The organism is Mesorhizobium sp. M0954 (genome assembly GCF_040319155.1).
GTDB lineage: Bacteria > Pseudomonadota > Alphaproteobacteria > Rhizobiales > Rhizobiaceae > Mesorhizobium.
Map to the genome: position 1 here is coordinate 40,411 of NZ_JAMYNR010000007.1, position 22,701 is coordinate 63,111.

General features: G+C 62.3%; 28 protein-coding genes and 1 tRNA gene. 23 read left to right on the plus strand and 6 right to left on the minus strand.

Annotation, left to right across the window (positions count from 1 at the left end; all coding sequences use genetic code 11):
• Positions 1–87 precede the first annotated feature (87 nt).
• The 12 genes from glyA to NKH93_RS11460 all read left to right on the plus strand — a co-directional run bounded on the left by glyA (position 88) and on the right by NKH93_RS11460 (position 10,807).
• Positions 88–1,401, plus strand: a complete 1,314-nt coding sequence (gene glyA / locus NKH93_RS11405) for a serine hydroxymethyltransferase (RefSeq protein WP_352449301.1) — start codon at positions 88–90, stop codon at positions 1,399–1,401.
• Between the two features lie 70 nt (positions 1,402–1,471).
• Positions 1,472–2,056, plus strand: coding sequence for an invasion associated locus B family protein (locus tag NKH93_RS11410; protein ID WP_352472055.1), 585 nt, complete (start codon positions 1,472–1,474; stop codon positions 2,054–2,056).
• 153 nt (positions 2,057–2,209) lie between these two features.
• Positions 2,210–2,719, plus strand: coding sequence for a transcriptional regulator NrdR (nrdR, locus tag NKH93_RS11415; protein WP_352472013.1), 510 nt, complete (start codon positions 2,210–2,212; stop codon positions 2,717–2,719).
• 2 nt (positions 2,720–2,721) lie between these two features.
• Complete coding sequence (gene ribD, locus NKH93_RS11420; protein WP_352926097.1) at positions 2,722–3,852, plus strand: bifunctional diaminohydroxyphosphoribosylaminopyrimidine deaminase/5-amino-6-(5-phosphoribosylamino)uracil reductase RibD; 1,131 nt, start codon at positions 2,722–2,724, stop codon at positions 3,850–3,852.
• 30 nt (positions 3,853–3,882) lie between these two features.
• Entirely contained in the window at positions 3,883–4,500 is a 618-nt protein-coding gene (locus tag NKH93_RS11425; protein WP_352926095.1) for a riboflavin synthase, read from the plus strand.
• A 130-nt stretch (positions 4,501–4,630) separates the two neighbouring features.
• Positions 4,631–5,125 carry a 6,7-dimethyl-8-ribityllumazine synthase gene (gene ribH / locus NKH93_RS11430; protein ID WP_352501516.1) on the plus strand — a complete coding sequence of 165 codons (495 nt, stop codon included), beginning with the start codon at positions 4,631–4,633 and terminating at the stop codon, positions 5,123–5,125.
• Complete coding sequence (nusB, locus tag NKH93_RS11435; protein ID WP_023674496.1) at positions 5,122–5,622, plus strand: transcription antitermination factor NusB; 501 nt, start codon at positions 5,122–5,124, stop codon at positions 5,620–5,622. The genes ribH and nusB overlap by 4 nt, the downstream gene beginning before the upstream one ends.
• Positions 5,619–6,836: an MFS transporter gene (locus NKH93_RS11440; protein WP_352770062.1), complete on the plus strand. Its 1,218-nt coding sequence runs from the start codon at positions 5,619–5,621 to the stop codon at positions 6,834–6,836. Before nusB ends, NKH93_RS11440 begins: the two co-directional genes overlap by 4 nt.
• Positions 6,837–6,995: 159 nt before the next feature.
• Complete coding sequence (osmF, locus tag NKH93_RS11445; RefSeq protein WP_352542407.1) at positions 6,996–7,907, plus strand: glycine betaine ABC transporter substrate-binding protein OsmF; 912 nt, start codon at positions 6,996–6,998, stop codon at positions 7,905–7,907.
• 43 nt (positions 7,908–7,950) lie between these two features.
• Positions 7,951–9,126, plus strand: coding sequence for an ABC transporter permease (locus tag NKH93_RS11450; protein WP_352926093.1), 1,176 nt, complete (start codon positions 7,951–7,953; stop codon positions 9,124–9,126).
• Positions 9,123–10,061 (plus strand): ABC transporter ATP-binding protein, encoded by a 939-nt coding sequence (locus NKH93_RS11455; RefSeq protein WP_352770060.1) that lies wholly within the window; start codon positions 9,123–9,125, stop codon positions 10,059–10,061. Before NKH93_RS11450 ends, NKH93_RS11455 begins: the two co-directional genes overlap by 4 nt.
• The gene (locus tag NKH93_RS11460) at positions 10,058–10,807 is read left to right on the plus strand and encodes an ABC transporter permease (RefSeq protein ID WP_352820063.1); all 750 of its coding nucleotides are present in this window, start codon (positions 10,058–10,060) and stop codon (positions 10,805–10,807) included. Before NKH93_RS11455 ends, NKH93_RS11460 begins: the two co-directional genes overlap by 4 nt.
• 27 nt (positions 10,808–10,834) lie before the next feature.
• Here NKH93_RS11460 and NKH93_RS11465 read toward each other — a convergent pair whose 3' ends face one another.
• Complete coding sequence (locus tag NKH93_RS11465) at positions 10,835–11,068, minus strand: hypothetical protein (RefSeq protein ID WP_352820064.1); 234 nt, start codon at positions 11,066–11,068, stop codon at positions 10,835–10,837.
• 79 nt (positions 11,069–11,147) lie between these two features.
• Between NKH93_RS11465 and NKH93_RS11470 the strand changes: the two genes are divergently transcribed.
• Complete coding sequence (locus NKH93_RS11470; protein ID WP_352820065.1) at positions 11,148–11,648, plus strand: DUF2165 family protein; 501 nt, start codon at positions 11,148–11,150, stop codon at positions 11,646–11,648.
• 251 nt (positions 11,649–11,899) lie between these two features.
• Positions 11,900–14,041, plus strand: coding sequence for a sodium-translocating pyrophosphatase (locus NKH93_RS11475; RefSeq protein ID WP_352501522.1), 2,142 nt, complete (start codon positions 11,900–11,902; stop codon positions 14,039–14,041).
• Between the two features lie 123 nt (positions 14,042–14,164).
• Here the strand turns inward: NKH93_RS11475 and NKH93_RS11480 are convergent, their stop codons facing one another.
• Positions 14,165–14,698: an outer membrane protein assembly factor BamE gene (locus NKH93_RS11480; protein WP_352472003.1), complete on the minus strand. Its 534-nt coding sequence runs from the start codon at positions 14,696–14,698 to the stop codon at positions 14,165–14,167.
• A 114-nt stretch (positions 14,699–14,812) separates the two neighbouring features.
• Between NKH93_RS11480 and NKH93_RS11485 the strand changes: the two genes are divergently transcribed.
• The 7 genes from NKH93_RS11485 (at position 14,813) to NKH93_RS11515 (ending at position 19,748) form a co-directional block, all read left to right on the plus strand.
• Positions 14,813–15,352, plus strand: a complete 540-nt coding sequence (locus NKH93_RS11485; RefSeq protein ID WP_352501523.1) for a ubiquinol-cytochrome C chaperone family protein — start codon at positions 14,813–14,815, stop codon at positions 15,350–15,352.
• Between the two features lie 40 nt (positions 15,353–15,392).
• Complete coding sequence (locus tag NKH93_RS11490) at positions 15,393–15,941, plus strand: YceD family protein (RefSeq protein WP_352456592.1); 549 nt, start codon at positions 15,393–15,395, stop codon at positions 15,939–15,941.
• 123 nt (positions 15,942–16,064) lie between these two features.
• Positions 16,065–17,135, plus strand: coding sequence for a phosphate acyltransferase PlsX (gene plsX / locus NKH93_RS11495; RefSeq protein WP_352472001.1), 1,071 nt, complete (start codon positions 16,065–16,067; stop codon positions 17,133–17,135).
• Between the two features lie 9 nt (positions 17,136–17,144).
• Positions 17,145–18,116: a beta-ketoacyl-ACP synthase III gene (locus tag NKH93_RS11500; protein ID WP_352970383.1), complete on the plus strand. Its 972-nt coding sequence runs from the start codon at positions 17,145–17,147 to the stop codon at positions 18,114–18,116.
• A 104-nt stretch (positions 18,117–18,220) separates the two neighbouring features.
• A complete protein-coding gene (locus NKH93_RS11505) occupies positions 18,221–18,544 on the plus strand; it encodes an integration host factor subunit alpha (RefSeq protein WP_023717292.1) in 324 nt (107 codons plus the stop codon).
• 245 nt (positions 18,545–18,789) lie between these two features.
• Positions 18,790–19,332, plus strand: coding sequence for a MerR family transcriptional regulator (locus NKH93_RS11510; protein ID WP_352682035.1), 543 nt, complete (start codon positions 18,790–18,792; stop codon positions 19,330–19,332).
• A gap of 74 nt (positions 19,333–19,406) precedes the next feature.
• Positions 19,407–19,748 (plus strand): hypothetical protein, encoded by a 342-nt coding sequence (locus tag NKH93_RS11515; protein WP_352926083.1) that lies wholly within the window; start codon positions 19,407–19,409, stop codon positions 19,746–19,748.
• A gap of 126 nt (positions 19,749–19,874) precedes the next feature.
• On the opposite strand, the gene NKH93_RS11520 is transcribed toward NKH93_RS11515, so the two are convergent.
• Entirely contained in the window at positions 19,875–20,066 is a 192-nt protein-coding gene (locus tag NKH93_RS11520) for a hypothetical protein (RefSeq protein WP_023674514.1), read from the minus strand.
• A 317-nt stretch (positions 20,067–20,383) separates the two neighbouring features.
• Between NKH93_RS11520 and NKH93_RS11525 the strand changes: the two genes are divergently transcribed.
• Positions 20,384–20,662, plus strand: coding sequence for a helix-turn-helix domain-containing protein (locus tag NKH93_RS11525; RefSeq protein WP_023674515.1), 279 nt, complete (start codon positions 20,384–20,386; stop codon positions 20,660–20,662).
• Positions 20,663–20,781: 119 nt separating this feature from the next.
• Positions 20,782–21,240: a YbaK/EbsC family protein gene (locus NKH93_RS11530; RefSeq protein WP_352456594.1), complete on the plus strand. Its 459-nt coding sequence runs from the start codon at positions 20,782–20,784 to the stop codon at positions 21,238–21,240.
• Between the two features lie 38 nt (positions 21,241–21,278).
• On the opposite strand, the gene NKH93_RS11535 is transcribed toward NKH93_RS11530, so the two are convergent.
• The 3 genes from NKH93_RS11535 to NKH93_RS11545 form a co-directional block, all read right to left on the minus strand.
• Positions 21,279–21,473 carry a hypothetical protein gene (locus NKH93_RS11535; protein WP_023674517.1) on the minus strand — a complete coding sequence of 65 codons (195 nt, stop codon included), beginning with the start codon at positions 21,471–21,473 and terminating at the stop codon, positions 21,279–21,281.
• Between the two features lie 69 nt (positions 21,474–21,542).
• A complete protein-coding gene (locus NKH93_RS11540; protein ID WP_352970386.1) occupies positions 21,543–21,854 on the minus strand; it encodes a hypothetical protein in 312 nt (103 codons plus the stop codon).
• 767 nt (positions 21,855–22,621) lie between these two features.
• Positions 22,622–22,698, minus strand: a tRNA-Pro gene (locus tag NKH93_RS11545).
• Positions 22,699–22,701: the final 3 nt, after the last annotated feature.

The window sequence follows — 22,701 nt, forward strand, 5'->3', positions numbered from 1 at the left end:
CCAGCAAATTTCGCGCTGCAAACGTGGCGGGCCGAAAGCAACTGTGTTAATGGCGCGACAGACCCCGAACCTTGAGGATTTCAGCCCATGGCAACAGCAGCGGCAGTGTCGAACAAATTCGAATCCTTTTTCGAAACCACGCTTGCCGATGCCGACCCCGAGATTTTCGGCGCAATCCGCAACGAACTCGGCCGCCAGCGCCACGAGATCGAGCTGATTGCCTCGGAAAATATCGTCTCGCGTGCCGTGCTCGAGGCACAGGGGTCGATCATGACCAACAAATATGCCGAGGGCTATCCGGGCAAGCGCTACTATGGCGGCTGCCAATTCGTCGATGTCGCCGAGGAACTGGCCATCGAACGCGCGAAAAAGCTGTTCGGCTGCAACTTCGCCAACGTCCAGCCGAATTCCGGTAGCCAGATGAACCAGGCGGTGTTCCTGGCGTTGCTGCAGCCCGGCGACACCTTCATGGGCCTCGACCTCAATTCCGGCGGACACCTGACACATGGCTCGCCGGTCAATATGAGCGGCAAATGGTTCAAGGTCGTCTCCTATGGCGTACGCCGGGACGATCATCTGCTCGACATGGATGCGATCGAGAAGACCGCCCATGAGACCAGGCCGAAATTGATCCTGGCCGGCGGCACAGCCTATTCACGTGTCTGGGACTGGAAGCGTTTTCGCGAGATCGCCGATTCGATCGGTGCCTATCTGATGGTCGACATGGCCCACATCGCCGGCCTGGTCGCCGGCGGCATGCATCCGTCGCCGCTGCCGCATGCCCATGTGGTCACCACCACGACGCACAAATCGCTGCGCGGGCCGCGCGGCGGCATGATCCTTTGCAACGACGAGGATATTGCCAAGAAGATGAATTCGGCCGTCTTCCCCGGCCTGCAGGGTGGACCGCTGATGCATGTGATCGCCGCCAAGGCGGTGGCTCTGGGCGAGGCGCTGAAGCCGAGCTTCAAGATCTATGCGGAGAGCGTCGTCGCCAATGCCAAGGCGCTGGCCTCCAGTCTGCAGGAAACCGGTCTCGACATCGTCTCCGGCGGCACCGACAACCATCTGATGTTGGTCGACCTGCGTCCCAAGAACGCCACCGGCAAGCGCGCCGAGGCTGCCCTTGGCCGCGCCAACATCACCTGCAACAAGAACGGCATCCCCTTCGATCCGGAAAAGCCTTTCGTGACATCGGGCGTTCGGCTCGGCACGCCGGCCGGCACCACGCGCGGCTTCGGTCAGGCCGAGTTCCGCGAGATCGGCAAGCTGATCGCCGAAGTGCTGGATGGACTGAAGGTCGCCAATTCCGACGAAGGCAACGCGGCCGTCGAGGCAACCGTGAAGGCCAAGGTGGCGGCATTGACGGATCGTTTTCCGCTTTACCCGTATCTTGGTTGACGCAGGGCGTCGGTCCCCCAACTGTGACGGCGCCGATCAACTGGCCACGGCTGCATCTCGGAGACGCTTGATGATGATGCGAATTTTCCGTTTCACCAGTGTTGGCGCTGCCTTGCTCACCTTAGCCACCTCTCAGCTACTCGGCGCGGCCTTGGCGCAGACCGAGCCGACGCCGGCAGCACCCAAGACAGAAACCTTCGGCAGGTGGTCCACCACGGTGGACGAGGTCAACACCGGTGAGGACGTGCGCAAGACCTGCGCCGCCTCGACGGTCTTTTTCGACGCTAACGGCACCAGTGGCACCCTCACGCTGGCCATCTCGAATGGCGACGTACTGCCACCCGAGGGCTATCCGAGCCTCATCATCGCCGTGAGAAACAGTGACTTGCCCAAGGGGGACAACATCCCGGCGGTGTTCCGCGACGTCAACGACAAGATCAAGGCTGGTTTTCATATTATCGCCGACGGACAGTGGATGATGGACAACAAACCCGAGACCACGGTTGCCATACTGCGTGCCATGCGCCGTACCAGCGCCCTCGATGTCAGCTTCGCCGACAAGCCGGTCGCGACGATATCGATGGACGGCTTCACCAAGGCCTATCGCTATCTCGGCACGTCCTGCGGCTTCCCGACCGGCGACGTCGCTCCCTGATTGGCGTATTGCCGTCCAACTAATTGCCGCTCTCGCAATTTTCCTCGTGCCTCGCTATCTCTGAGACGCGATCGGTCATCGGCCATACTTTGCCATCGTGGCAAAAACCTCTAAGCCGTTCGCACTACGAGAATCGCGAACCGAAGGCTCTCCATGCGCTGTCCCTACTGTCAGTCCGAAGATACGCAGGTGAAGGATTCGCGCCCTGCCGAAGACGGTGCAGCGATCCGCAGGCGGCGCGTCTGCCCGGATTGCGGCGGCCGCTTCACCACTTTCGAGCGCGTCCAATTGCGCGATCTCGTCGTGGTGAAGAAGTCTGGACGCAAGGTGCCGTTCGACCGCGACAAGTTGCTGCGCTCTGTCGAGATCGCGGTACGCAAGCGCAATGTCGACCCGGAACGTATCGATCGGGCGGTGACCGGCATCGTGCGCCAGCTCGAAAGCTCGGGCGAGACCGAGGTGGCCTCGGGGGAAGTCGGCCGGCTGGTCATGGAGGCGCTTAAGTCGCTCGATGATGTCGCCTATGTGCGCTTTGCCTCCGTCTACCGCAATTTCCGCGAGGCCAAGGATTTCCACGACGTGTTGGGCGAACTCAAAGGCGACGAGCTCAAAGCCGACGAGCCCAGGGGCGAAGAGCTGAAGAGCGAAGAGGACGCCAGCTGAGCATGGCAGGGTCCGGACGCAGCACGGCTGAACAAGAGGTCCTCGATCGCCGCTATATGGCGGCAGCCCTCAGGCTGTCGCGCAAGAATGCCGGGCGGACCTCGACCAACCCTTCCGTCGGCACGCTGATCGTGCGCGATGACGGCGACGGGCCGATGATCGTCGGCAGCGGCGTCACCGCCGTCGGCGGCCGGCCGCATGCCGAGACCGAGGCTTTGGCAGAGGCCGGCGAACTGGCGCGCGGCGCCACCGCCTATGTAACGCTGGAGCCCTGCGCCCATCACGGCCGCACGCCGCCTTGCGCCAATGCGCTGGTCAGTGCCGGCGTGGCGCGTGTGGTCGGCGCTGCCAGCGATCCTGACCCGCGTGTTTCCGGCAAGGGCTATGCAATCTTGCGTGCCGCCGGCGTCGAAGTGGTGGAAAAAGTGTTGGCGGCCGAGGCTGCGGAGCAGATGGCCGGCTATTTAATTCGATCTCTGAAAAAACGCCCGGAAGTGATCCTGAAACTTGCGCTTTCGAGCGACAACAAGATCGGCGTGAAAGGCGAGGGACAGGTCTCCATCACCGGCGATATCGCCCGACGCGAAGTCTATCTGATGCGCGCCGAAGCCGATGGCATATTGATCGGCATCGGCACGGCACTGGAGGACGATCCGGCGCTGACGGTTCGGCTTCCGGGACTGGAGAGCCGTTCGCCAGCGCGCATCGTACTCGACCGTCAGATCAGGTTACCCGAGACTTCGAAACTGGTCGCCGGCGTCGACCGTGTGCCGCTCTATGTCGCTGCCTGCGCCGAGGCCGATCCGCACCGGCGCGCCACGCTCGAACGCGCCGGCGTGCGCTTCATCGGCACTGAGACGTATGAAGGCGATATTGCGCTGCCGGAACTGCTCGAGGATCTGGCGGCACTCGGCATGGCCAGCGTGCTGATCGAGGGCGGCGCCAAGATCGCCAAGGCCTTCCTCGCCGAACAAGTGGTCGACCGCATCGTGCTGTTTCAGGGGCCGGATGCGATCGGCGGGGACGGCATTGCATCGCCAGTCGATGCCAACAATATCCCGCCGGGATTTCGCAAATTGCGCAACATGCGTTTCGGCGAAGATACATATGCGGAATGGATAAGAGACATCTAGGACCGAACTGATGTTCACGGGGCCAAACTAATGTTCACTGGAATCGTCACCGATGTCGGCACCGTCGCTGCCGTGAAGCCGCTCAGGGAAGGCGTCGGTTTGCGTATCGACACCGCTTACGATCCGCAGACCATTGCCATCGGTGCCTCGATTTCCTGTGGCGGCGTCTGCCTGACGGTGACGGGATTGCCGGAAGACGGCGCCAACGAGCGCTGGTTCGAGGTCGAGGCCTGGGAAGAAGCACTCAGGCTGACGACCGCGATGGGCTGGAAATCCGGCACGCGCATCAACCTGGAGCGGGCGCTGAAGATCGGCGACGAGCTTGGCGGCCATATCGTTTCAGGCCATGTAGACGGCATGGCCGAGATCGTGGGGCGCAAGGAGGACGGTGACGCCGTTCGCTTCACTCTGGATGCACCGCGAGAGCTGGCCAAATTCATCGCGCCCAAGGGCTCCGTCGCACTCGACGGCACTTCGCTGACCGTCAACAAGGTCGAAGGCAGCCGCTTCGACGTGCTGTTGATCCACCACTCACTGACGGTCACCACCTGGGGCGAACGCCAGGTCGGCGATCGCGTCAATCTCGAGATCGACACCATGGCCCGCTATGCGGCGCGACTGGTGGAGGCGGCTAAAGAGGGGCTTTGAGGCGCTCGTCCATAAAGCCCATTCCCTGGTGCGACCGCCGCCGAGTTGGCCTTGAAAGTTCCTTCGGCAATCTTCCGCTTGCGATCAAACCGGCTTCGGCCTAAGTCACCGGCGATCCCCGGAGACATCTATGGCAGGCACATCCCAACACGGCAAAGCGTTCATCCGTCCGAAGAAGAAGGCCCACGTTCTTGTCATCGAGGCGCGCTTTCACGACGACCTTGCCGACGCGTTGCTCGAAGGCGCGACAAAGGCCCTCGAGGAAGCGGGCGCGACATACGATGTCGTCACCGTTCCGGGCTCGCTCGAAATCCCGGCGGTGATTTCCTTCGCGCTCGACGGTGCCTCCGAAGGCGGGACGAACTATGACGGCTTCGTCGCCCTCGGCACGGTGGTCCGCGGCGACACCTATCATTTCGATATCGTCGCCAATGAATCCAGCCGTGCCCTGATGGACCTGTCCGTGCAGGATGCGGTCTGCATCGGCAACGGCATCCTGACCACCGAAAACGACGAACAGGCCTGGACACGGGCCAGGCGTTCGGAAGGCGACAAGGGCGGCTTTGCCGCGCGTGCGGCGCTGACCATGATCGCTCTAAAGGAACAGCTGGGAGCGCCCTCGTGAGCGAACCCGCTTCGCCCGGCCAGCCCACGGTGCGCCACGCCAACAAGCGCGGTGCTGCCCGTCTGGCCGCCGTGCAGGCGCTCTACCAGATGGATGTCGCCGGCAGCGGCGTCTTCGAGATCACCGCCGAGTACGAGGCGTTCAGGCTCGGCAAGGAAGTCGACGGCGCGCTCTATCGCGAGGCCGACGCGCAATGGTTTCGCGCCATTCTTGCCGGCGTTGTCGAGCACCAGAAGACCATCGATCCAGTCATCCGACAGGCGCTGACCGAGGACTGGCCTCTGTCGAGGCTCGATTCCACATTGCGCGCCATATTGCGCGCCGGCGTCTACGAGCTGATGCAGCGCGAGGACGTGCCGGTGGCGGTTATCGTCTCCGAATATGTCGACATCGCCAAGGCATTTTACGAGGAAGACGAGCCTAAACTGGTCAATGCGGTGCTTGATCGCGTGTCGCGCCGGGTGCGTGGCGAGGGCCGCGGCAAGGACGCCTCATGACTGCTATCGTCGCCGTTGGGGCGGGCAAGGAAGCGCGTCGCACCGCCTTCATCCTCGCAGCCTCGCAGGCGATCATCGGCTCGGCCGCACCCATCGCCATTTCCATGGGCGGATTGGCGGGGCAGTACCTGCTCGATGCTGACAAGTCGCTGGCAACCGCGCCGATCACCGGTTTCAATGTCGGCGTGGCGCTCGGTTCCTTGCCGGCCGCGGCGATCATCCGCCGGCTCGGCCAGCGCGACGGCTTCATGACCGGCACAGCGGTCACGGCGCTTGGCGGGCTGGTCGCCACGCTGGCGCTGTTTCATGCCAGCTTCTGGCTATTCGCTTTCGGCTTGGCCGTGATCGGCATCGGAGGCGCCTTCGTCCAGCAGTTCCGCTTTGCCGCCGCCGACAATGCGCCGCCTGAATTCAAGGCGCGCGCCATCTCCTTCGTGCTGGCCGGCGGCATCGTCACCGCCATCCTTGGACCGCAGATCGTCATCTTCACCGGCGACCTGTTCTCGCCGGTGAAGTTTGCCGGCTCGTTTGCGTCCATCCTGGTGCTGGCGGCGGTCGGCGCCGCCATTCTCTCTTTGTTGCGCATCCCGGCCAAGGCAACCGACAAGGTGGAAATCGCCGACAGCGACGCCCGGCCGCTCTCGGAAATCGTCACCAGGCCGCGCTTCGTCGCAGCGCTGTTTTGCGCCGTCGGCAGCTACGCGCTGATGAGCTTCGTCATGACGGGCGCGCCGCTGGCCATGGTCGGCTGCGGCCTTTCGACCGACGACGCCACGCTAGGCATTTCCTGGCATGTGATGGCGATGTTCGCGCCGAGCTTCTTCACGGGGTCGCTGATCTATCGCTTCGGCGCTGAGCGGATCCTGGCCATCGGCCTGGTGCTGCTGATTGGCTGCGCCATAGTGGCGCTGTCAGGGTTGGCACTGTGGCAGTTCTGGACGGCGCTGATCCTGCTCGGCCTTGGCTGGAACTTCAGCTTCATCGGTGCCACCGCCATGGTGGCCGACAGCTACCAGTCATCCGAAAAAGGCAAGGTCCAGGGGTTTCACGATTTCGTCCTGTTCGGCTCCGTCGCCTTCGCCTCGCTGATGTCGGGGGCGGTCTACAATGCCTGGGGCTGGGAGATGTTGAACTGGATGATTTTCCCGGTCGTCGTGCTGTGCTTCGTGGCACTGGGCGTGTTGAAGATGACGGGCTTGCGCGCGGCCAGCTGACGTCACGCTGTCGGGACGAGGCAACGGCGGAGTCACTCGCATCCGAACAAAATTATTGCGCCCATCCCCTTTCTTATGAAACCGTGTACCCCGACGGGGCATCGAAGCCATGCTCATATGCGGCAGCCGTATTCCGGTTCACAGCAAGGGATTTGTGAGATGTTTTCAATCAAGGTTCTGGCCGGCGCTGTACTGGCGCTCGGAGTTGCGTTGGCCTCGGCGAGTGCCCAGGTGGTGGTGTCGTCGAAGATCGACACCGAGGGCGGCGTGCTCGGCAATATCATCCAACTGGTGCTGAACGCCAACAATATCCAGACCACCGACCGCATCCAACTCGGCGGCACACCTGTGGTGCGCAAGGCGATTACAGCCGGCGAGATAGACATCTATCCGGAATACACCGGCAACGCCGCCTTCTTCTTCGAGAAGGCCGACGATCCGGTGTGGAAAGACGCCGCCAAGGCCTACGAGACTGCCAAGAAGCTCGACTACGACGCCAACAAGATCGTCTGGCTGTCACCGTCACCGGCGAACAATACTTGGGCGATCGCCCTGCGCAAGGAGGTCGCGGATACCAATAAGCTCGTCACCCTTTCCGACTTCGGCAAGTATGTCTCGGGCGGCGGCAAGGTGGTGCTGGCGGCCTCCGCCGAGTTCGTCAATTCGGCGGCCGCGCTGCCCGCTTTCCAGAAGACCTATGGCTTCACGCTGAAGCCGGACCAGTTGATCACGCTGTCGGGCGGCGACACGGCGGCGACAATTGCCGCCGCAGCCAACCAGACCAACGGCGCCAACGCCGCCATGGTCTATGGCACCGACGGCGGTATCGCGCCCTCCGGCCTCGTCGTGCTTGAGGACGACAAGGGTGTGCAGCCGGTCTACCAGCCGGCGCCGATCATCCGCGAGGCGGTGCTGAAGGAGCATCCCGAAATCGAGACGCTGCTGAAGCCGGTGTTCGCCAAGCTCGATCTCGTCACGTTGCAGGAGTTGAATGGTCGCGTGCAGGTTGGCGGCGAGCCGGTCAAGGGCGTCGCCGAGGACTTTTTGAAAAAGAACGGCTTCCTGAAGTAAGGCGATTCCGGCGCTCCGCTTTCGAGGTGCGCCGGATCGGCCGATGGGGGAGGGCGTGCGCATCCGGTTCGACAAGCTCGGCGTGGTCATCGCGGCGATATCGGCCTATGCGGCTTTTGCGGCGCCATTCGCCACCTTCCGCGCCAATCGCATCGTACCCGGCGAGGCGCGCTCGATCCTCGAATCTTTGCCTGCGACGGTCGGTCCGCTGTTGATGGCGATTGTCGTCGCAGCGGCGCTCATTGCGCTGCTGAAAACGCCGCTTGCTCTGCGCCTCGCCGCCAGTGTGGTTGCGCTTGCAGCGCTGGCGCTGCTGATCGGCGTCGCCGGCAGTTTCCTGACACCCGCCGGCAACACCTTCGCCCGTATCTCGCCGGCTTCGGGCTTTTGGCTGCTCATCTTCGCCTTCACGCTTCTGCTCGCCGACGTGCTTACGCGGCTGAACCTGTCGCCGCAGGTACGCATCGGCGTGCTTGTTGTCGCCGCCGCGGCGATCGGGCTGCTGCTCGTCTCGGGAAGCTGGAACAGCCTGTCGATCCTCAAGGAATATTTCAATCGCGCCGATAGTTTTTGGGCGGAAGGCTCCAAGCACGTGACGCTGGCGCTGGGTTCGCTGGCGGCAGCGGTGATTATCGGCCTGCCGCTCGGCATCCTCTGCCACCGCGTCGAGAAATTGCGAGCCGGCGTGCTCAACGTGCTGAACATCATCCAGACCATTCCTTCGATCGCGCTGTTCGGCCTCTTGATTGCACCGCTCGGCTGGGTCGCTTCGCATGTTCCGGGTGCTGCCGCGCTCGGCATTCGCGGCATCGGTACAGCGCCGGCTTTCGTCGCTTTGTTCCTCTATTCACTGCTGCCGGTAGTGGCCAACACCGTGGTCGGCCTTGCCGGTGTGCCGCGTGCCGCCAACGACGCAGCGCGCGGCATGGGCATGACCGACCGCCAGCGGCTGTTCGGCGTCGAGTTTCCGCTGGCCTTCCCGGTGATCCTCACCGGCATCCGCATCGTGCTGGTGCAGAATATCGGCCTCGCCACGATTGCCGCGTTGATCGGCGGCGGCGGCTTTGGCGTGTTCGTATTCCAAGGGGTCGGCCAGACGGCGATGGACCTGGTGCTGCTCGGTGCTGTTCCGACGGTGGTGCTGGCCTTCGCCGCTGCCATCATCCTCGATGCAGTGATCGAAATGAGCGCCAGCAAGCGCAGGGTTGAAACGGCATGATCGAGATCGAAGGCGTCACCAAGCGCTTCGGCGAGACGACAGTCGTCGACGACGTGTCGATAGTAATCGAGCCGCGCAGCATCGCCGTCATCGTCGGCACCTCCGGCTCCGGCAAGACGACGCTGCTTCGCATGATAAACCGGCTGGTCGAGCCGACATCGGGCGTGATCAAGCTCGACGGCGTCGACAACCGCTCGGTCCCGGATTATGAGCTGCGCCGCAGCATCGGCTATGCCATCCAGGGCCACGGGCTGTTTCCGCATCGCACGGTGGCGCAGAACATCGCCACTGTGCCGGTATTGCTCGGCTGGGACGCCAACCGCATCAAGGCCCGCGTCGACGAGCTGATGACGCTATACCAGCTCGACCCGCAAGCCTACGGGCCACGCTATCCGCATGAGCTTTCCGGCGGTCAGCAGCAGCGCGTCGGCGTCGCCCGGGCGCTTGCCGCGGAACCCAACGTGCTGTTGATGGATGAGCCCTTCGGCGCGCTCGATCCGATCATCCGCAACAAGGCGCAGGAGGATCTGCTGGCGATCCAGAAACGCTTCGGCACCACCATCATCCTCGTCACCCATGACATGGAAGAGGCCGTTCACATGGGCGACAAGATCGCGGTGATGGATGGCGGCAAAGTAGTGCAATATGCCGCGCCGGCCGAGATACTGGCGAAACCGGCCAGCGCGTTTGTCGAGACCCTGGTTGGCGCCAGTGAAAAACCGTTCCGGCTGTTGTCGCTTGGCCGGGTGCGCGACGCGGTGGAAAAAGGCACGGCCGAAGGCGAGGCGATCCCCGGTGACGCCAGCCAACGCGACGCGCTCGCCGAACTCCTGTGGTCGGGCCGCCCGGCACTTCCGGTGAAAGATGCCGACGGCAAGCCGCTTGGCCGCGTCACTGTGGACGGGCTGGTTAAGCGCGCGGCGAGGCCTGCATGAAAGCCTGGTTTCCCTTGCTGCTCAGGCTTGCCCTGGTGGTGATGCTTATTGCCTTCGTCACCAATCCCGGCTGGTTCGAACCGCTGCTGAAGCCGCTGACAGAGAACAACGCGCCGGTAATCTACAATCAGGGCAGCCTTTTGACGTTGACGCTGCTGCATCTGCGGACCGTGCTGATCGCGACCGTTGCCGCGACGGTCGTTGCGGTCGCGCTCGCCATTCTGGTCACCAGGCCAGCCGGCGCCGAATTCCTGCCGCTGTCGCGCAGCCTGGTCAATATCGGCCAGACCTTTCCGCCGGTGGCGGTGCTGGCGCTTGCCGTGCCGGCCGTCGGCTTCGGCGAAAAGCCGACGCTGATTGCGCTGTTTCTCTACGGACTGCTGCCGATCTTCGAGAATGCGCTGACCGGCCTGACGACGCTGCCGGCCAACGTAGTCGAGACGGCGCGTGGCGCCGGCATGACCGGCTGGCAAAGACTGGTCAAGGTCGAGCTGCCGCTCAGCGCGCCGATCATTCTCGGTGGTATCCGGCTGTCGGTGGTGATCAGCCTCGCCACCGCGACCATCGGCTCGACGGTAGCGGCGAGGACACTGGGCGAGGTGATCATCGCCGGCCTGCTGTCGAACAACCTCGCCTTCATCCTGCAGGGTGGCCTGATCGTCGCCGCCCTTGCCGTGCTGATCTATGACGGGCTGTCGGCGGTCGAGCGCTATACCGCCCGGCGCATGGGACGCGAGCCCGAGTAGCGTCTCGGGGCGAAGTTCGCTCTTTTTTCAGTGGCCGGTCGACCGCGTCGGATGATCGAGCGTCAGTTCCAGCGTTGTGCTCGTCTCGCCGGTGATCCAGCGGCGGCGGATGATGGCGAAGTCGTGCTGTGTGTCGGCTCTAACCACAGAGACCAAGTCGCCCACCGCGCAATCACTGTCGAGATCGAGGGCTTCGACAGTCTCGGCAATGTCTTGCTTGCCGGCATAATGTCTCGCAATGGCTGTGAGCACGATGATCACTGGCCCACCCGTTGCGCGATCTTCGGGACTCGGCGATTGATGAGTGCGATGCCCCGATCTTTCAGCAGGAGTTCTTGCCATGACCGCGCGTTTCTCCAAGATCGTCATGTGTTTGTGTCTGGCGGCTTTCGCCTTCCTCGTCGCCTTCGGCAACATCACCGATTACGGCTCAAACTTCGCCTTTGTCCAGCATGTGCTGAGCATGGACACGACCTTTCCCGGCAATGCACTGATGTACCGCTCGATCATCAACCCGTCGCTGTGGACGGCTGGCTACTGGCTGATCATCATTGGCGAGGCTCTGACCTGCCTGCTTTACCTAATCGCCGCCTGGCAACTCTGGCAGGCACGCAACGCCAGCGGACAGGCTTTCAACGATGCCAAGAAGTTCGCCATCATTGCCGCCACAATGGGCTTCCTCGTTTGGTATTTCGGCTTCATGGTCGTTGGCGGCGAGTGGTTCGCCATGTGGCAGTCTTCGACTTGGAATGGTCAGGAGGCGGCGTTCAAATTTTACATCACCATGCTGCTGGTGCTGGTCTTCGTCGTCCAGCCGGACGGGGACCCGCGTAAAGCCTGACCACTGTTCGCCGATTTCAACCGATCTAACCGGATGGCAGTGTCGACAGGCGCTGCCGTCCAGCCTTTTGGGCGAAACCCGGGATCTTTTGGGCGAAAGCCGGACAGGAACGGAACAATATCTTGACGTTCCGAGCCCTGTTTCGCATAAGCCGCTGCGAAGGGACGGATTCCGGTTGCGGAAAATTCGTCCCCTGTCTCAACGGCCCGGGGAGGGGTTCTTTTGGGCCACCAATCGAGGAAAATTCGGCAATGACCATAATTTCAGCTGTCATCGCCTGCGGTCTGCTTTCAGTCCTTTACGCCATCTGGGCGACACGTTCGGTCCTCGCGGCCGATCAGGGCAATGCACGCATGCAGGAAATTTCCGCGGCCATCCGCGAAGGCGCGCAGGCTTATCTGGCGCGCCAGTACACCACCATCGCCATCGTCGGCGTCGTGGTCCTGCTGCTTGCCTGGTGGCTGCTTTCGATCACCGCCGCCATCGGCTTCCTGATCGGCGCCGTTCTATCGGGTGCCGCTGGCTTCATCGGCATGCACGTCTCGGTGCGCGCTAATGTGCGTACCGCGCAGGCGGCTTCCAACAGCCTCGCTGCCGGCCTCGAGATCGCCTTCAAGTCGGGCGCCATCACTGGCATGCTGGTTGCTGGCCTGGCGCTGCTCGGCGTCTCGATCTACTACCTGATCCTGACCCAGTTCATGGGTCTGCAGCCAAACGATCGCGTCGTCATCGACTCGCTTGTTTCGCTCGGCTTCGGCGCCTCGCTGATCTCGATCTTCGCCCGTCTCGGCGGCGGCATCTTCACCAAGGGCGCCGACGTCGGCGGCGATCTTGTCGGCAAGGTTGAAGCCGGCATTCCCGAAGACGATCCACGCAATCCGGCCACCATTGCCGACAATGTCGGCGACAATGTCGGCGATTGCGCCGGCATGGCCGCCGACCTGTTCGAGACCTATGCGGTGACCGTGGTCGCCACCATGGTCCTCGCCGCCATCTTCTTCGGTGGCACCGACGTTCTCGGCGCGGCCATGCTCTATCCGCTGGCCATCTGCGGCGCCTGCATTCTCACCTCGATCGTCGGCACTTTCTTCGTCAAGCTCGGTTCCAGCGGCTCGATCATGGGCGCGCTCTACAAGGGCCTGATCGTCACCGGCCTGCTGTCAATTGTCGGCCTTGCCGTGGCCACCTCGGCATGCATCGGCTGGGGTGAGATCGGCACCGTCGCCGGCATGACCATCACCGGCACGAACCTGTTCATCTGCGGCCTTGTCGGCCTTGCGGTGACCGGCCTCATCGTGGTGATCACCGAATATTATACCGGCACCAACAAGCGTCCGGTGAACTCCATCGCCCAGGCCTCGGTCACCGGTCACGGCACCAATGTCATCCAGGGCCTCGCGGTCTCGCTGGAAGCGACGGCGTTGCCGGCGATCGTCATCGTCGGCGGCATCATCTCGACATACCAGCTCGCCGGCCTCTACGGCACGGCGATCGCGGTGACGACGATGCTTGGCCTCGCCGGCATGATCGTCGCGCTCGATGCCTTCGGCCCGGTCACTGACAATGCCGGCGGCATTGCCGAAATGGCCGGCCTACCCAAGGAAGTGCGCCAGTCAACCGACGCGCTCGACGCTGTCGGCAACACCACCAAGGCGGTAACCAAGGGCTACGCCATCGGTTCGGCCGGCCTCGGCGCGCTGGTGCTGTTCGCGGCCTACTCTAACGACCTGAAGTTCTTTGCCGCCAATGGCGACAAATACCCCTACTTCCAGGGCATGGGCGACGTCTCCTTCGACCTCTCCAATCCTTACGTCGTCGCCGGCCTGATCTTCGGTGGCCTGATCCCGTATCTGTTCGGCGGCATCGCCATGACCGCCGTCGGCCGCGCCGCGGGTGCTATCGTCCAGGAGGTGCGCAAGCAGTTCCGGGAGGATCCGGGCATCATGGCAGGCACCTCGAAGCCGAACTATGCGCGCGCCGTCGACCTTCTGACCAAGGCAGCGATCCGGGAGATGATCGTTCCGTCATTGCTGCCGGTGCTGGCGCCGCTGGTGGTCTATTTCGGCGTCCTCCTGATCTCCGGTTCGAAGGCATCCGCCTTTGCCGCGCTTGGCGCCTCGCTGCTCGGCGTCATCGTCAACGGCCTGTTCGTCGCCATCTCGATGACCTCCGGCGGCGGCGCCTGGGACAACGCCAAGAAGTCGTTCGAAGATGGTTTCGTCGACAAGGACGGCCTCAAGCACATCAAGGGCTCCGAAGCGCACAAGGCTTCGGTGACCGGCGACACGGTCGGCGATCCCTACAAGGATACTGCCGGCCCAGCGGTCAACCCGGCGATCAAGATCACCAACATCGTCGCGCTGCTGTTGCTGGCCGTTCTCGCGCACGGCTAAGCTCGGTCGCTATGGCCTTAAAACAAAACCCGCGGGATCGCTCCCGCGGGCTCTTCATTGCCTGAGATATCCCGCTTACAGGGAAGCGAAAGGAACGGAAGGAAGCCGACACCCTCGGGTGGATCAGCTGCCGCCGAGCGTGCTGCCGCCGCTGGCGCCGGGAATACCAGGCGCCAGCTTGCTGGCGCCACTGATGATCTGGCTGAGGAAGTTCTGGTCCTTGCCGCCGGTCGGCGTGGTGCGCGAGATGAAGTCGAACACCTTGCCGTCCTTCAAGCCGTAATTGGCGATCTGGGTGACGCGCCCGTCATCGCCAAAATAGACCGCCAGCACATGCTGGTCGACCAGCCGCGGCTTGTCGAAGGCGACATAGCGCTTGCGCGTCTGCGAAATGTAATAAAAGGCCTCGTTATCGAAGGTCGCCTTCGTCGAGGGAGTGCCGAGCGCCAGCAGCACCTGTTCGCGGCTTGAGCCGACCGGCACCAGGTCGATCGCCTGCTGGTCTATGACGTAGCCTTGCGTCAGCGTCTCGCTCGGATTGAGATCGCCGATCATCTTGGACGAATTGCAGGCGGAAAGTGCCGCAGCGATCACCAGCAGCGAAACCGCACCGCCGGGCTTGGGCAGGAAAGTCGACTTGAATTTCAGCGCGCGCAACTACAACTCCATAAGCTGGCCGCAACTTGCGCTGGGCCGCAAAACCGGTAAACCAGCTTGCTTGCCGATGCAACAAGGCCACTTCAACAAACGGTCCCGGGAGACCACCCTCAAATGTTCCAGCGCCTCTTTGGCCGCGAACGACATGCCAACCGCGCCATCACCGAGGCGCTCTACGCACAAATCGTGGCGGCGGCGCGGCAAACGGTGTTTTATTCCGCCTGGAACGTACCGGACACGCCGCTCGGCCGCTTCGAGATGCTGTCGTTGCACATGTTCCTGTTTCAGCACCGGTTGCGCGGCGAGGGCGGTGCTGCGGCAGAGGTTGCGCAGGTGCTGATCGACGAGTTCTTCATGGATGTCGAACATTCGTTGCGTGAATTGGGCATTGGCGACGTCGGCGTGCCGAAGCGAATGCGGAAACTGGCGAAAATGTTCTATGGCCGTACCGCCGCCTATGATGATGCGCTGCAAAGAAATGACCATGATGCACTCGCCGTCGCCCTTGCCCGCAATGTCAGGCCGGATGCCGGCGCCTGGCCGCAAGCGTCGCAACTGGCACTCTATGCCGCCGATGCATCAAGGCAACTCGCGGAACAGCCGACCGAATCGATCGTTTCCGGAACGGTGTCATTTCCCGTGGCCAACGCTTGAGCGACGGCAGGCCGATGAAGGTGGCGAAGTGGAGGCGAAGATGAAACACCCTGATACCCACAGCCCAGTGTCATTCCTGGCAAATGTCGCCCGGCTGCCGCAAAAGGGGCTGCCGGTGGTGATCGATGCCGACGCTGGGCAGCGCGCCCTGCTGGCCGTCGAGCACGAGCTGCTTTCGGTCGAGAATTATCGCGCCGAACTCCTGGTCGAGCCCTGGAAACGCAACGGGGTGAAAGTCAGCGGCCATGTCGAGGCCGATATAACGCAGGCCTGCATCGTCACCCTCGACCCGGTCGAGGCGCATATCGACGAGCCGGTCGAAGCGCTGTTCCTGCCGGAGCAATCCAAGCTCGGGCGGCAAGGTTTCGACGGCGGCGGTGAGATTCTGCTCGACGCCGAAGGCCCCGACAGCCCGGAAACCTTTTCCGGCGATGCGATCGACGTCGGGGCGCTTGCCGAGCAGTTCTTTGGCTTGGCGATCGATCCATATCCGCGCAAGCCGGGTGTATCGCTGGAGGCCGCCGGCGATGCCGAGCCTGTGGAGAATGAATTCCAGCAAAAGCTCAGATCACTGTTGGGAAAATCCTGATGGCTGACCCAATTTGAGAAAAGTTGGTTGTGCGGCAGCCCAAAACCGTTATTTTCGCCGAACCTTCGCGAGCCCCGCACCTTGGCAAGCCCGCTGGCCAATCAACCGTGAGATGAACACCGCGTGATCAGGATTTCCATCGATGCCATGGGCGGCGATCACGGGCCAAGCGTGGTCATCCCGGCGCTCATGACTGTCGCCACCCGCCGTCCGGATATACGCTTCGTCATTTATGGGCGCGAAGAAGTGGTACGGCCCGAACTCGCCAAATTCCCCAAGCTGGCGGAAGTGAGTGAGTTCGTGCACTGCGAGATCGCAGTGCGGATGGACGACAAGCCGAGCCAGGCGCTGCGCCATGGCCGCTGGAAGTCATCGATGTGGAAGGCCGTCGAGGCGGTCAAGGCAGGCACTGCCGACGCCTGCATCTCGGCCGGCAATACCGGCGCGCTGATGGCAATGTCCAGATTCTGCCTTCGCACCATGGCGACCATCGATCGCCCGGCAATCGCGGCGCTCTGGCCGACATTGCGCGGCGAGAGCGTGGTGCTGGACGTCGGCGCCACCATTGGCGCGGATGCGCATCAACTGGTTGATTTTGCCATTCTGGGCACCGGCATGGCGCGCTCGGTTTTCGGCATCGAACGGCCGAGCGTCGGGCTGCTCAATGTCGGCGTCGAGGAGATCAAGGGTCAGGAAGAGGTCAAGGAGGCGGGTCGTATGTTGCGCGAGGCCAACATGGCCTCGATGAACTACCATGGCTTTGTCGAGGGTGACGACATCGGCAAGGGCAGTGTCGACGTCGTCGTTACCGAGGGATTTGCCGGCAACATCGCGCTGAAGACGGCGGAAGGCACCGTTAGGCAGATCGCCGGCTATCTGCGCGCGGCGATGAACCGGACGCTGATGGCCAGGATCGGCTATATCTTCGCCAAGACCGCCTTCGATCGCCTGCGCGAGAAGATGGATGTCGGCCGCTCCAATGGCGGCGTCTTCCTCGGATTGAACGGCATCGTGGTGAAGAGCCATGGCGGGGCTGATTCGGATGGCTTCGCGGCGGCGATCGAGCTTGGCTACGACATGGTGCGCAACAATCTGCTTGACCGCATCGAAGCCGATCTCGACCTGTTCCATGCCCGCAATCCGAATGCCCAGACAATCCGGAAATCCGACGTCGTCATCGACGCAAAGGAATAGGAAAGAGCATTGATCAGATCCGTCGTGCGCGGCACGGGCGCCGCGCTGCCCCGCCGCATTATGAAGAATGCCGATTTCGAAGGCATGGTCGAGACGTCGGACGAGTGGATCGTCCAGCGCACCGGCATTCGCCAGCGCCACATTGCGGCCGACGACGAGACGACGGCCTCGCTGGGCGAGGCGGCAGCGCGCGCGGCCCTCGACAGTGCCGGCCTGACGGCTGACGACATCGACCTGATCGTGCTGGCGACCTCGACGCCCAACAACACCTTTCCCGCGACCGCGGTCGAGATCCAGAACCGGCTCGGCATGCACCACGGTTTTGCCTTCGACCTGCAGGCGGTCTGCTCCGGCTTCGTCTATGCAGTGACGACCGCGGACCTCTATATCCGCGGCGGCTTGGCCAGACGGGTACTGGTGATCGGCTCGGAAACATTTTCGCGTATTCTCGACTGGAACGACCGCTCGACCTGCGTTTTGTTCGGCGACGGCGCCGGCGCGATGGTGCTGGAAGCAGGCACGGGGGCAGGCGGCATCGCCGACCGAGGCGTTCTGGCGGCCAGCCTGCGCTCCGACGGCATCCACAAGGACAAGCTTTTTGTCGACGGTGGGCCGTCGACCACCGGAACGGTCGGGCACCTCAGGATGGAAGGCCGCGAAGTGTTCAAGCATGCGGTCGGCATGATCACCGACGTCATCGAGGCGACGTTCGCACGGGCCGGCATCGGCGCCGCCGATCTCGACTGGTTCGTGCCGCATCAAGCCAATAAACGAATTATTGACGCTTCGGCCAAAAAGCTTGGGATAGAGGAGCGGAAGGTGGTGGTGACCGTCGATTTGCACGGTAATACCTCGGCGGCTTCCGTGCCGCTGGCACTGTCCGCAGCCGTCGCCGACGGTCGCATCAGAAAGGGTGACCTGATACTGCTCGAGGCGATGGGCGGCGGCTTCACCTGGGGTGCCGTCCTGCTCCGCTGGTAAGTGCCGAACTATCGGGTTCGGGTCCTTGACCTTGACGGATCAATTACTTAGGTTCTGCCGTTGCTTGTATCGATTTATGTTTTTGAGCTGATGGGACGGTTCGTATGGGGGGAAAGACACTTACGCGCGCCGACCTCGCCGAAGCCGTTTACCGCAAGGTTGGGCTGTCACGTACTGAATCGGCCGAGCTTGTCGAGGCGGTGCTGAATGAGATCTGCGAGGCGATCGTTCGCGGCGAGACGGTGAAGCTGTCGTCCTTCGCGACCTTCCACGTCCGCTCCAAGAACGAGCGCATCGGGCGCAATCCCAAGACCGGTGAGGAAGTGCCGATCCTGCCGCGCCGGGTGATGACCTTCAAGTCGTCGAACGTACTGAAGAACCGTATCCTGCGCTCCCATCAAAACAGCAAAGCCAAGGGCAGCAAGTAGCCGCCCAATACCCCTTTGCCAAGAATCATGCTCCAGGCTTCGGTTGAAAAATGAACCCGGCTTTTGCGCCGGGCTTGAATATTGTTTCATAAACCGCTGAAATAAGATGCGATTCGGTAGGCCGGATCGGCATTTGGGTGTGATCCGTTCCGCCGGGACGGAAAGCTGCTCTCTTTGTTAAGCGTGGTGTCGCCCGAACCCGGTTCCCGCCTTTCGCGATCATGCTCTAGCGTGAGGATTCGTCCATGGACAAGAGCCCTGATGCTTTCCGCACCATCAGCGAGGTCGCGGAGGATCTGGATTTGCCGCAGCACGTGCTGCGTTTCTGGGAGACGCGTTTCAACCAGATCAAGCCGATGAAGCGCGGCGGCGGCCGCCGCTACTACCGTCCGCAGGACGTCGAACTGATCAAGGGTATTCGTCATATGCTCTACGACCAGGGCTATACGATCAAGGGCGTGCAGAAGCTGTTGCGCGAGAACGGCAACCAGTTTCTGATCGCCGTCGGCAGTGGCGACATGGCGGCGGTCGAGGCGATCTCGCAGCGCCGACAGGCCGACACGGTACCGCTGACGCAAGCGGCGCAGCCGCGCGGCCCGGACGACGAAATGCTGGTTGGCCAGCCGAGGGTGAAACCCAGCCGTCGTTTTTTCGGTATGGGCAAGACCGACGAGGAAGGTCCGGTTCCGCCGGACACGTCAAAACTTTCCCGTGACAATCGCGCGTTGCTGCAGGAGGCGCTGTTCGACCTCCTGGAATGCAAGCGCCTGCTCGATCAGGTTCGCTAGAGCCCGCCGGGTTGACCGGAACGGTCTTCAGGGTCATGCGTTAGGCTTCCTTCTGCAGATGAAGGAAGCACGTCATGGCATCGCTTTCGAGCATCTCCGACACCGATCTCAACAAGCAGGTCGCGGCCTTGGCCAGGGAACTGGCCACCTTGAAGAAAGCCGTGTTGAAGCAGGGCGGCGCCTTTTACGAAGACGGGCGCGATACCGCGTCGGATTACTATTCGGATATCACTGAGCGGCTCGGCAACGCCTTGCCGGCAATCAAAAGGCAAGGCCGGGCGATCGAGAAGACCGCCCGAGATCACCCGGCGACGGCGGCCGCTGTCGGGCTGGTTCTGGTCGGGCTCGTCGCCAGTCTGTTCCTCGGCGGCCGACAGCAAAACGCGCCGCGAGCGCGTTCAAGGTCGGCACGTTAAGAAAAGCAAATGGCGGTGGTCAGCGGACCGCCGCCATTTTTCGCCGACACGGCAAACCCGGCAAGCGCGCCGCCCTTGATCAAGCACCAGAACGCCTGATTGCGGGTTGTTCGCCCGAGGGTGTTTTCAGTACTTCTTCGCGACAACCTTCTTGTGATGGTGGCGGTAGTGGTGGACGCGGTGATGGTAGTGATGGCGGTGATGCTTCTTGACGGTGGTGTGCATCGTCGTTGCATTCGCGCTGCTTGCGCCGATGATCGGCATCGAGAGGGCAAGTGCGATTGCAAGTCCAAGGGCGGAGAGAAGAGGCTTCTTCATGACATCGTTTCCTTTTTGCGCAGGCGGAATTTGAGCGTCACCGATTCAGGTCGGTGAGTCGAGCGCTGCGGTTGGGACTATCGCTTTGGAGTTTTTCGGCCGTTTTTCCGGCCTGTAGAATTTTGTTTCCGAACTGTGTCTGCTGACGATCCGGCCAGATGTCGGCGCGCGGGCATCCGCCATTCATTCCGGCGTCGGTTCACGATGCCGTGACGCTATCTTTGATGCTTGGCAAATCACCGGCGAGCGGGCATTCTCCCGATCGTCTCAGGCAACAACATGATTTGATCTAACTCTTTCATCCCACGGAGTTGCCAATGCCCCAAATAGCAAAACGCGAACCTTACTCCGAACTGGCGGCGAGCGCGGTTACGCCTGAACGCAGTGCCGTCCGAACCGCCCGGGAAGCCCGTGGATACAGCATCGAAGAGCTGTCCCTGGCGTGCGGGCTGGCAGCCTATGAGATTGCCGACATTGAAAGCGGCAAGGATGCCGATCCCTCGAAACGTCGGCGTATTGCCTCCGCGCTTCAACTTCCGGAAAGCGCTCTGTTTGACGAAGCCGTGTTGCCTGCCAAAAGGCGATCCGTGTCGTAGCGGCGTGTCATGCTTTTATTCCACGAGCTCGCCATGGGTCGCCCTGGCGGGCTTCGTTTTTTCGGCCAGGTAGTGGACTTGCCGGCCGCCACGGCGACGCCAGACGGAAATTGCCGGAGATGAGCCTCGAATCCGTTCGCGCCTTTTTCGCCGCACACGCGCCCGAAATTGATGTCATCGTCACGGAGGCAAGCTCGGCGACGGTGCCTCTGGCCGCCGAAGCGCATGGCGTAGCGCCGGCGCAGATTGCCAAGACGATCTGCTTGCGCGCCGGCGACCAGACGATGCTGATCGTGGCCAGCGGGATCTCCAGGCTGGACAATCGCAAATTCAAGGACCGGTTTGGTGGCAAGGCGCGAATGCTGGACGCCGAGCAGGTGCTCGCCGCGACCGATCATCCCGTCGGTGGGGTGTGCCCGTTCGGCCTACCGGCGCCGCTCCCGGTCTACTGCGACATCTCGCTGCGCGCCTTTGACGAGGTCGTCCCGGCGGCAGGCGCGACGAATGCCGCCGTACGGCTCAGCCCGCAACGCCTGGCCGAACTCGTCGACGCCGAGTGGGTGGATGTGTGCCAGTAGCCATTTATCCGGGTCGTGGGATCCGCTGAGCGTTACCGCTACTCGGTCTTCTGTGGCTCTTCTTTTTTGATCGTCTGAGCGTCCGTGACAGTCGACATATCGGCCTTCTCGACGCTTGCTGTCTTCGTCTGCGTGTCGACCGATGCCTGGACCTTGGAATGCGCGGGGCAATCCGCAGAGGCAGCTGATATGGACATGGTCAGTGCCGCGGCTATTGCGAGGAATGTCTTCATGATCATTCTCCTCTTTCGTTCGATGGGTAAAGTTAGCCCGTCTGGCACCGACCGCAAAATCACATTTGTTCACACGCGCTCCTGCGCACACGGAAGCCGACGCTGGGCCAGTAATTCAAATGGTTGCGCGGATAGCCGCTTGCCGTATCGAAGCCCACTGGCTCCGGCCGGAGGATTTTTGGCGTTAAAGATCTCGCCGCTCAGAGCCAGTCTCAAATCTTCGGCACTGAGCTGACCACTTTCAAATAAATCCATCACCCTGCGGCCGAGCACTTCTCTGCCTGGATCTCCATCAGCGAGGCCTAGTTCACGGCATCGGGCATCAAGTGCCTTGGTCAACATGGTCAGATCGGCAGGACAGGCAACCCCTTGAAGCGACATTGCATCTCTCCCGGAAAGGGCGAAAGCGCGTGGCATCTTCGAAGCGTCCGCTCGCCCTTACAACTGCGGACGACGGCAATTCAACTACAGCCAACCTTTTTCGAACTCAACATTCAAACGTACCAAAACGCCGCGCGCTCCAATGGGAGGATCCTGCTACAATACGGTATGGCCGTCCGAATAGCGGTTGTCCTCGCGCTTCTTTTCGCCTTCGCCTACGGTTTCGCAAAACTCGCGGAACATTATCGCAGCGTTGGCGACAGGCCTTCTCCGTGTGAAGAATTGCCCTATCCTGATTGTCCTGACCAAAAAGCTCCTCCCCGGGAAGAAACTGAGCCTTGAGCGCGCGCCTGTTCAGGCCAGGCCAGCCGTCGGGATTGAATTAGTTCTTTCCAACCGACGGTTGGTGGACGCATTGCAGCTGATGCGCCTAGGGTTCAGTACGATCCGCGCGCACCGGGCATGCCCAACCCCCGAGTCACCCCTGCCTGATGCAAGGCGCCTGATCGAGTCCCGCCGTTCTGGCATGTGCGGCGGGACCTTTTCTCACGATAAAGGTTGGCGTACGCAGCAAAGCTTACCTAGCCATTACCGCGCGGTTTCTCAGTGGGCTTCTGGCTAGACGCCAGCCTCCGTGCCTCGCGCACGAGTGATGCGTGATCGGTTCCCTCGATGAGATCACGCCTGCGTATGTTGCGCCGGCTGCAGTGCGGCTATTGTCTGTACAGCCAGTTTGGGGGAAAACTGGCTAAGCCTTTGGATTTTAATGGTCGGAGTGGCCGGATTCGAACCGACGACCCCTTGACCCCCAGTCAAGTGCGCTACCGGGCTGCGCTACACTCCGGAC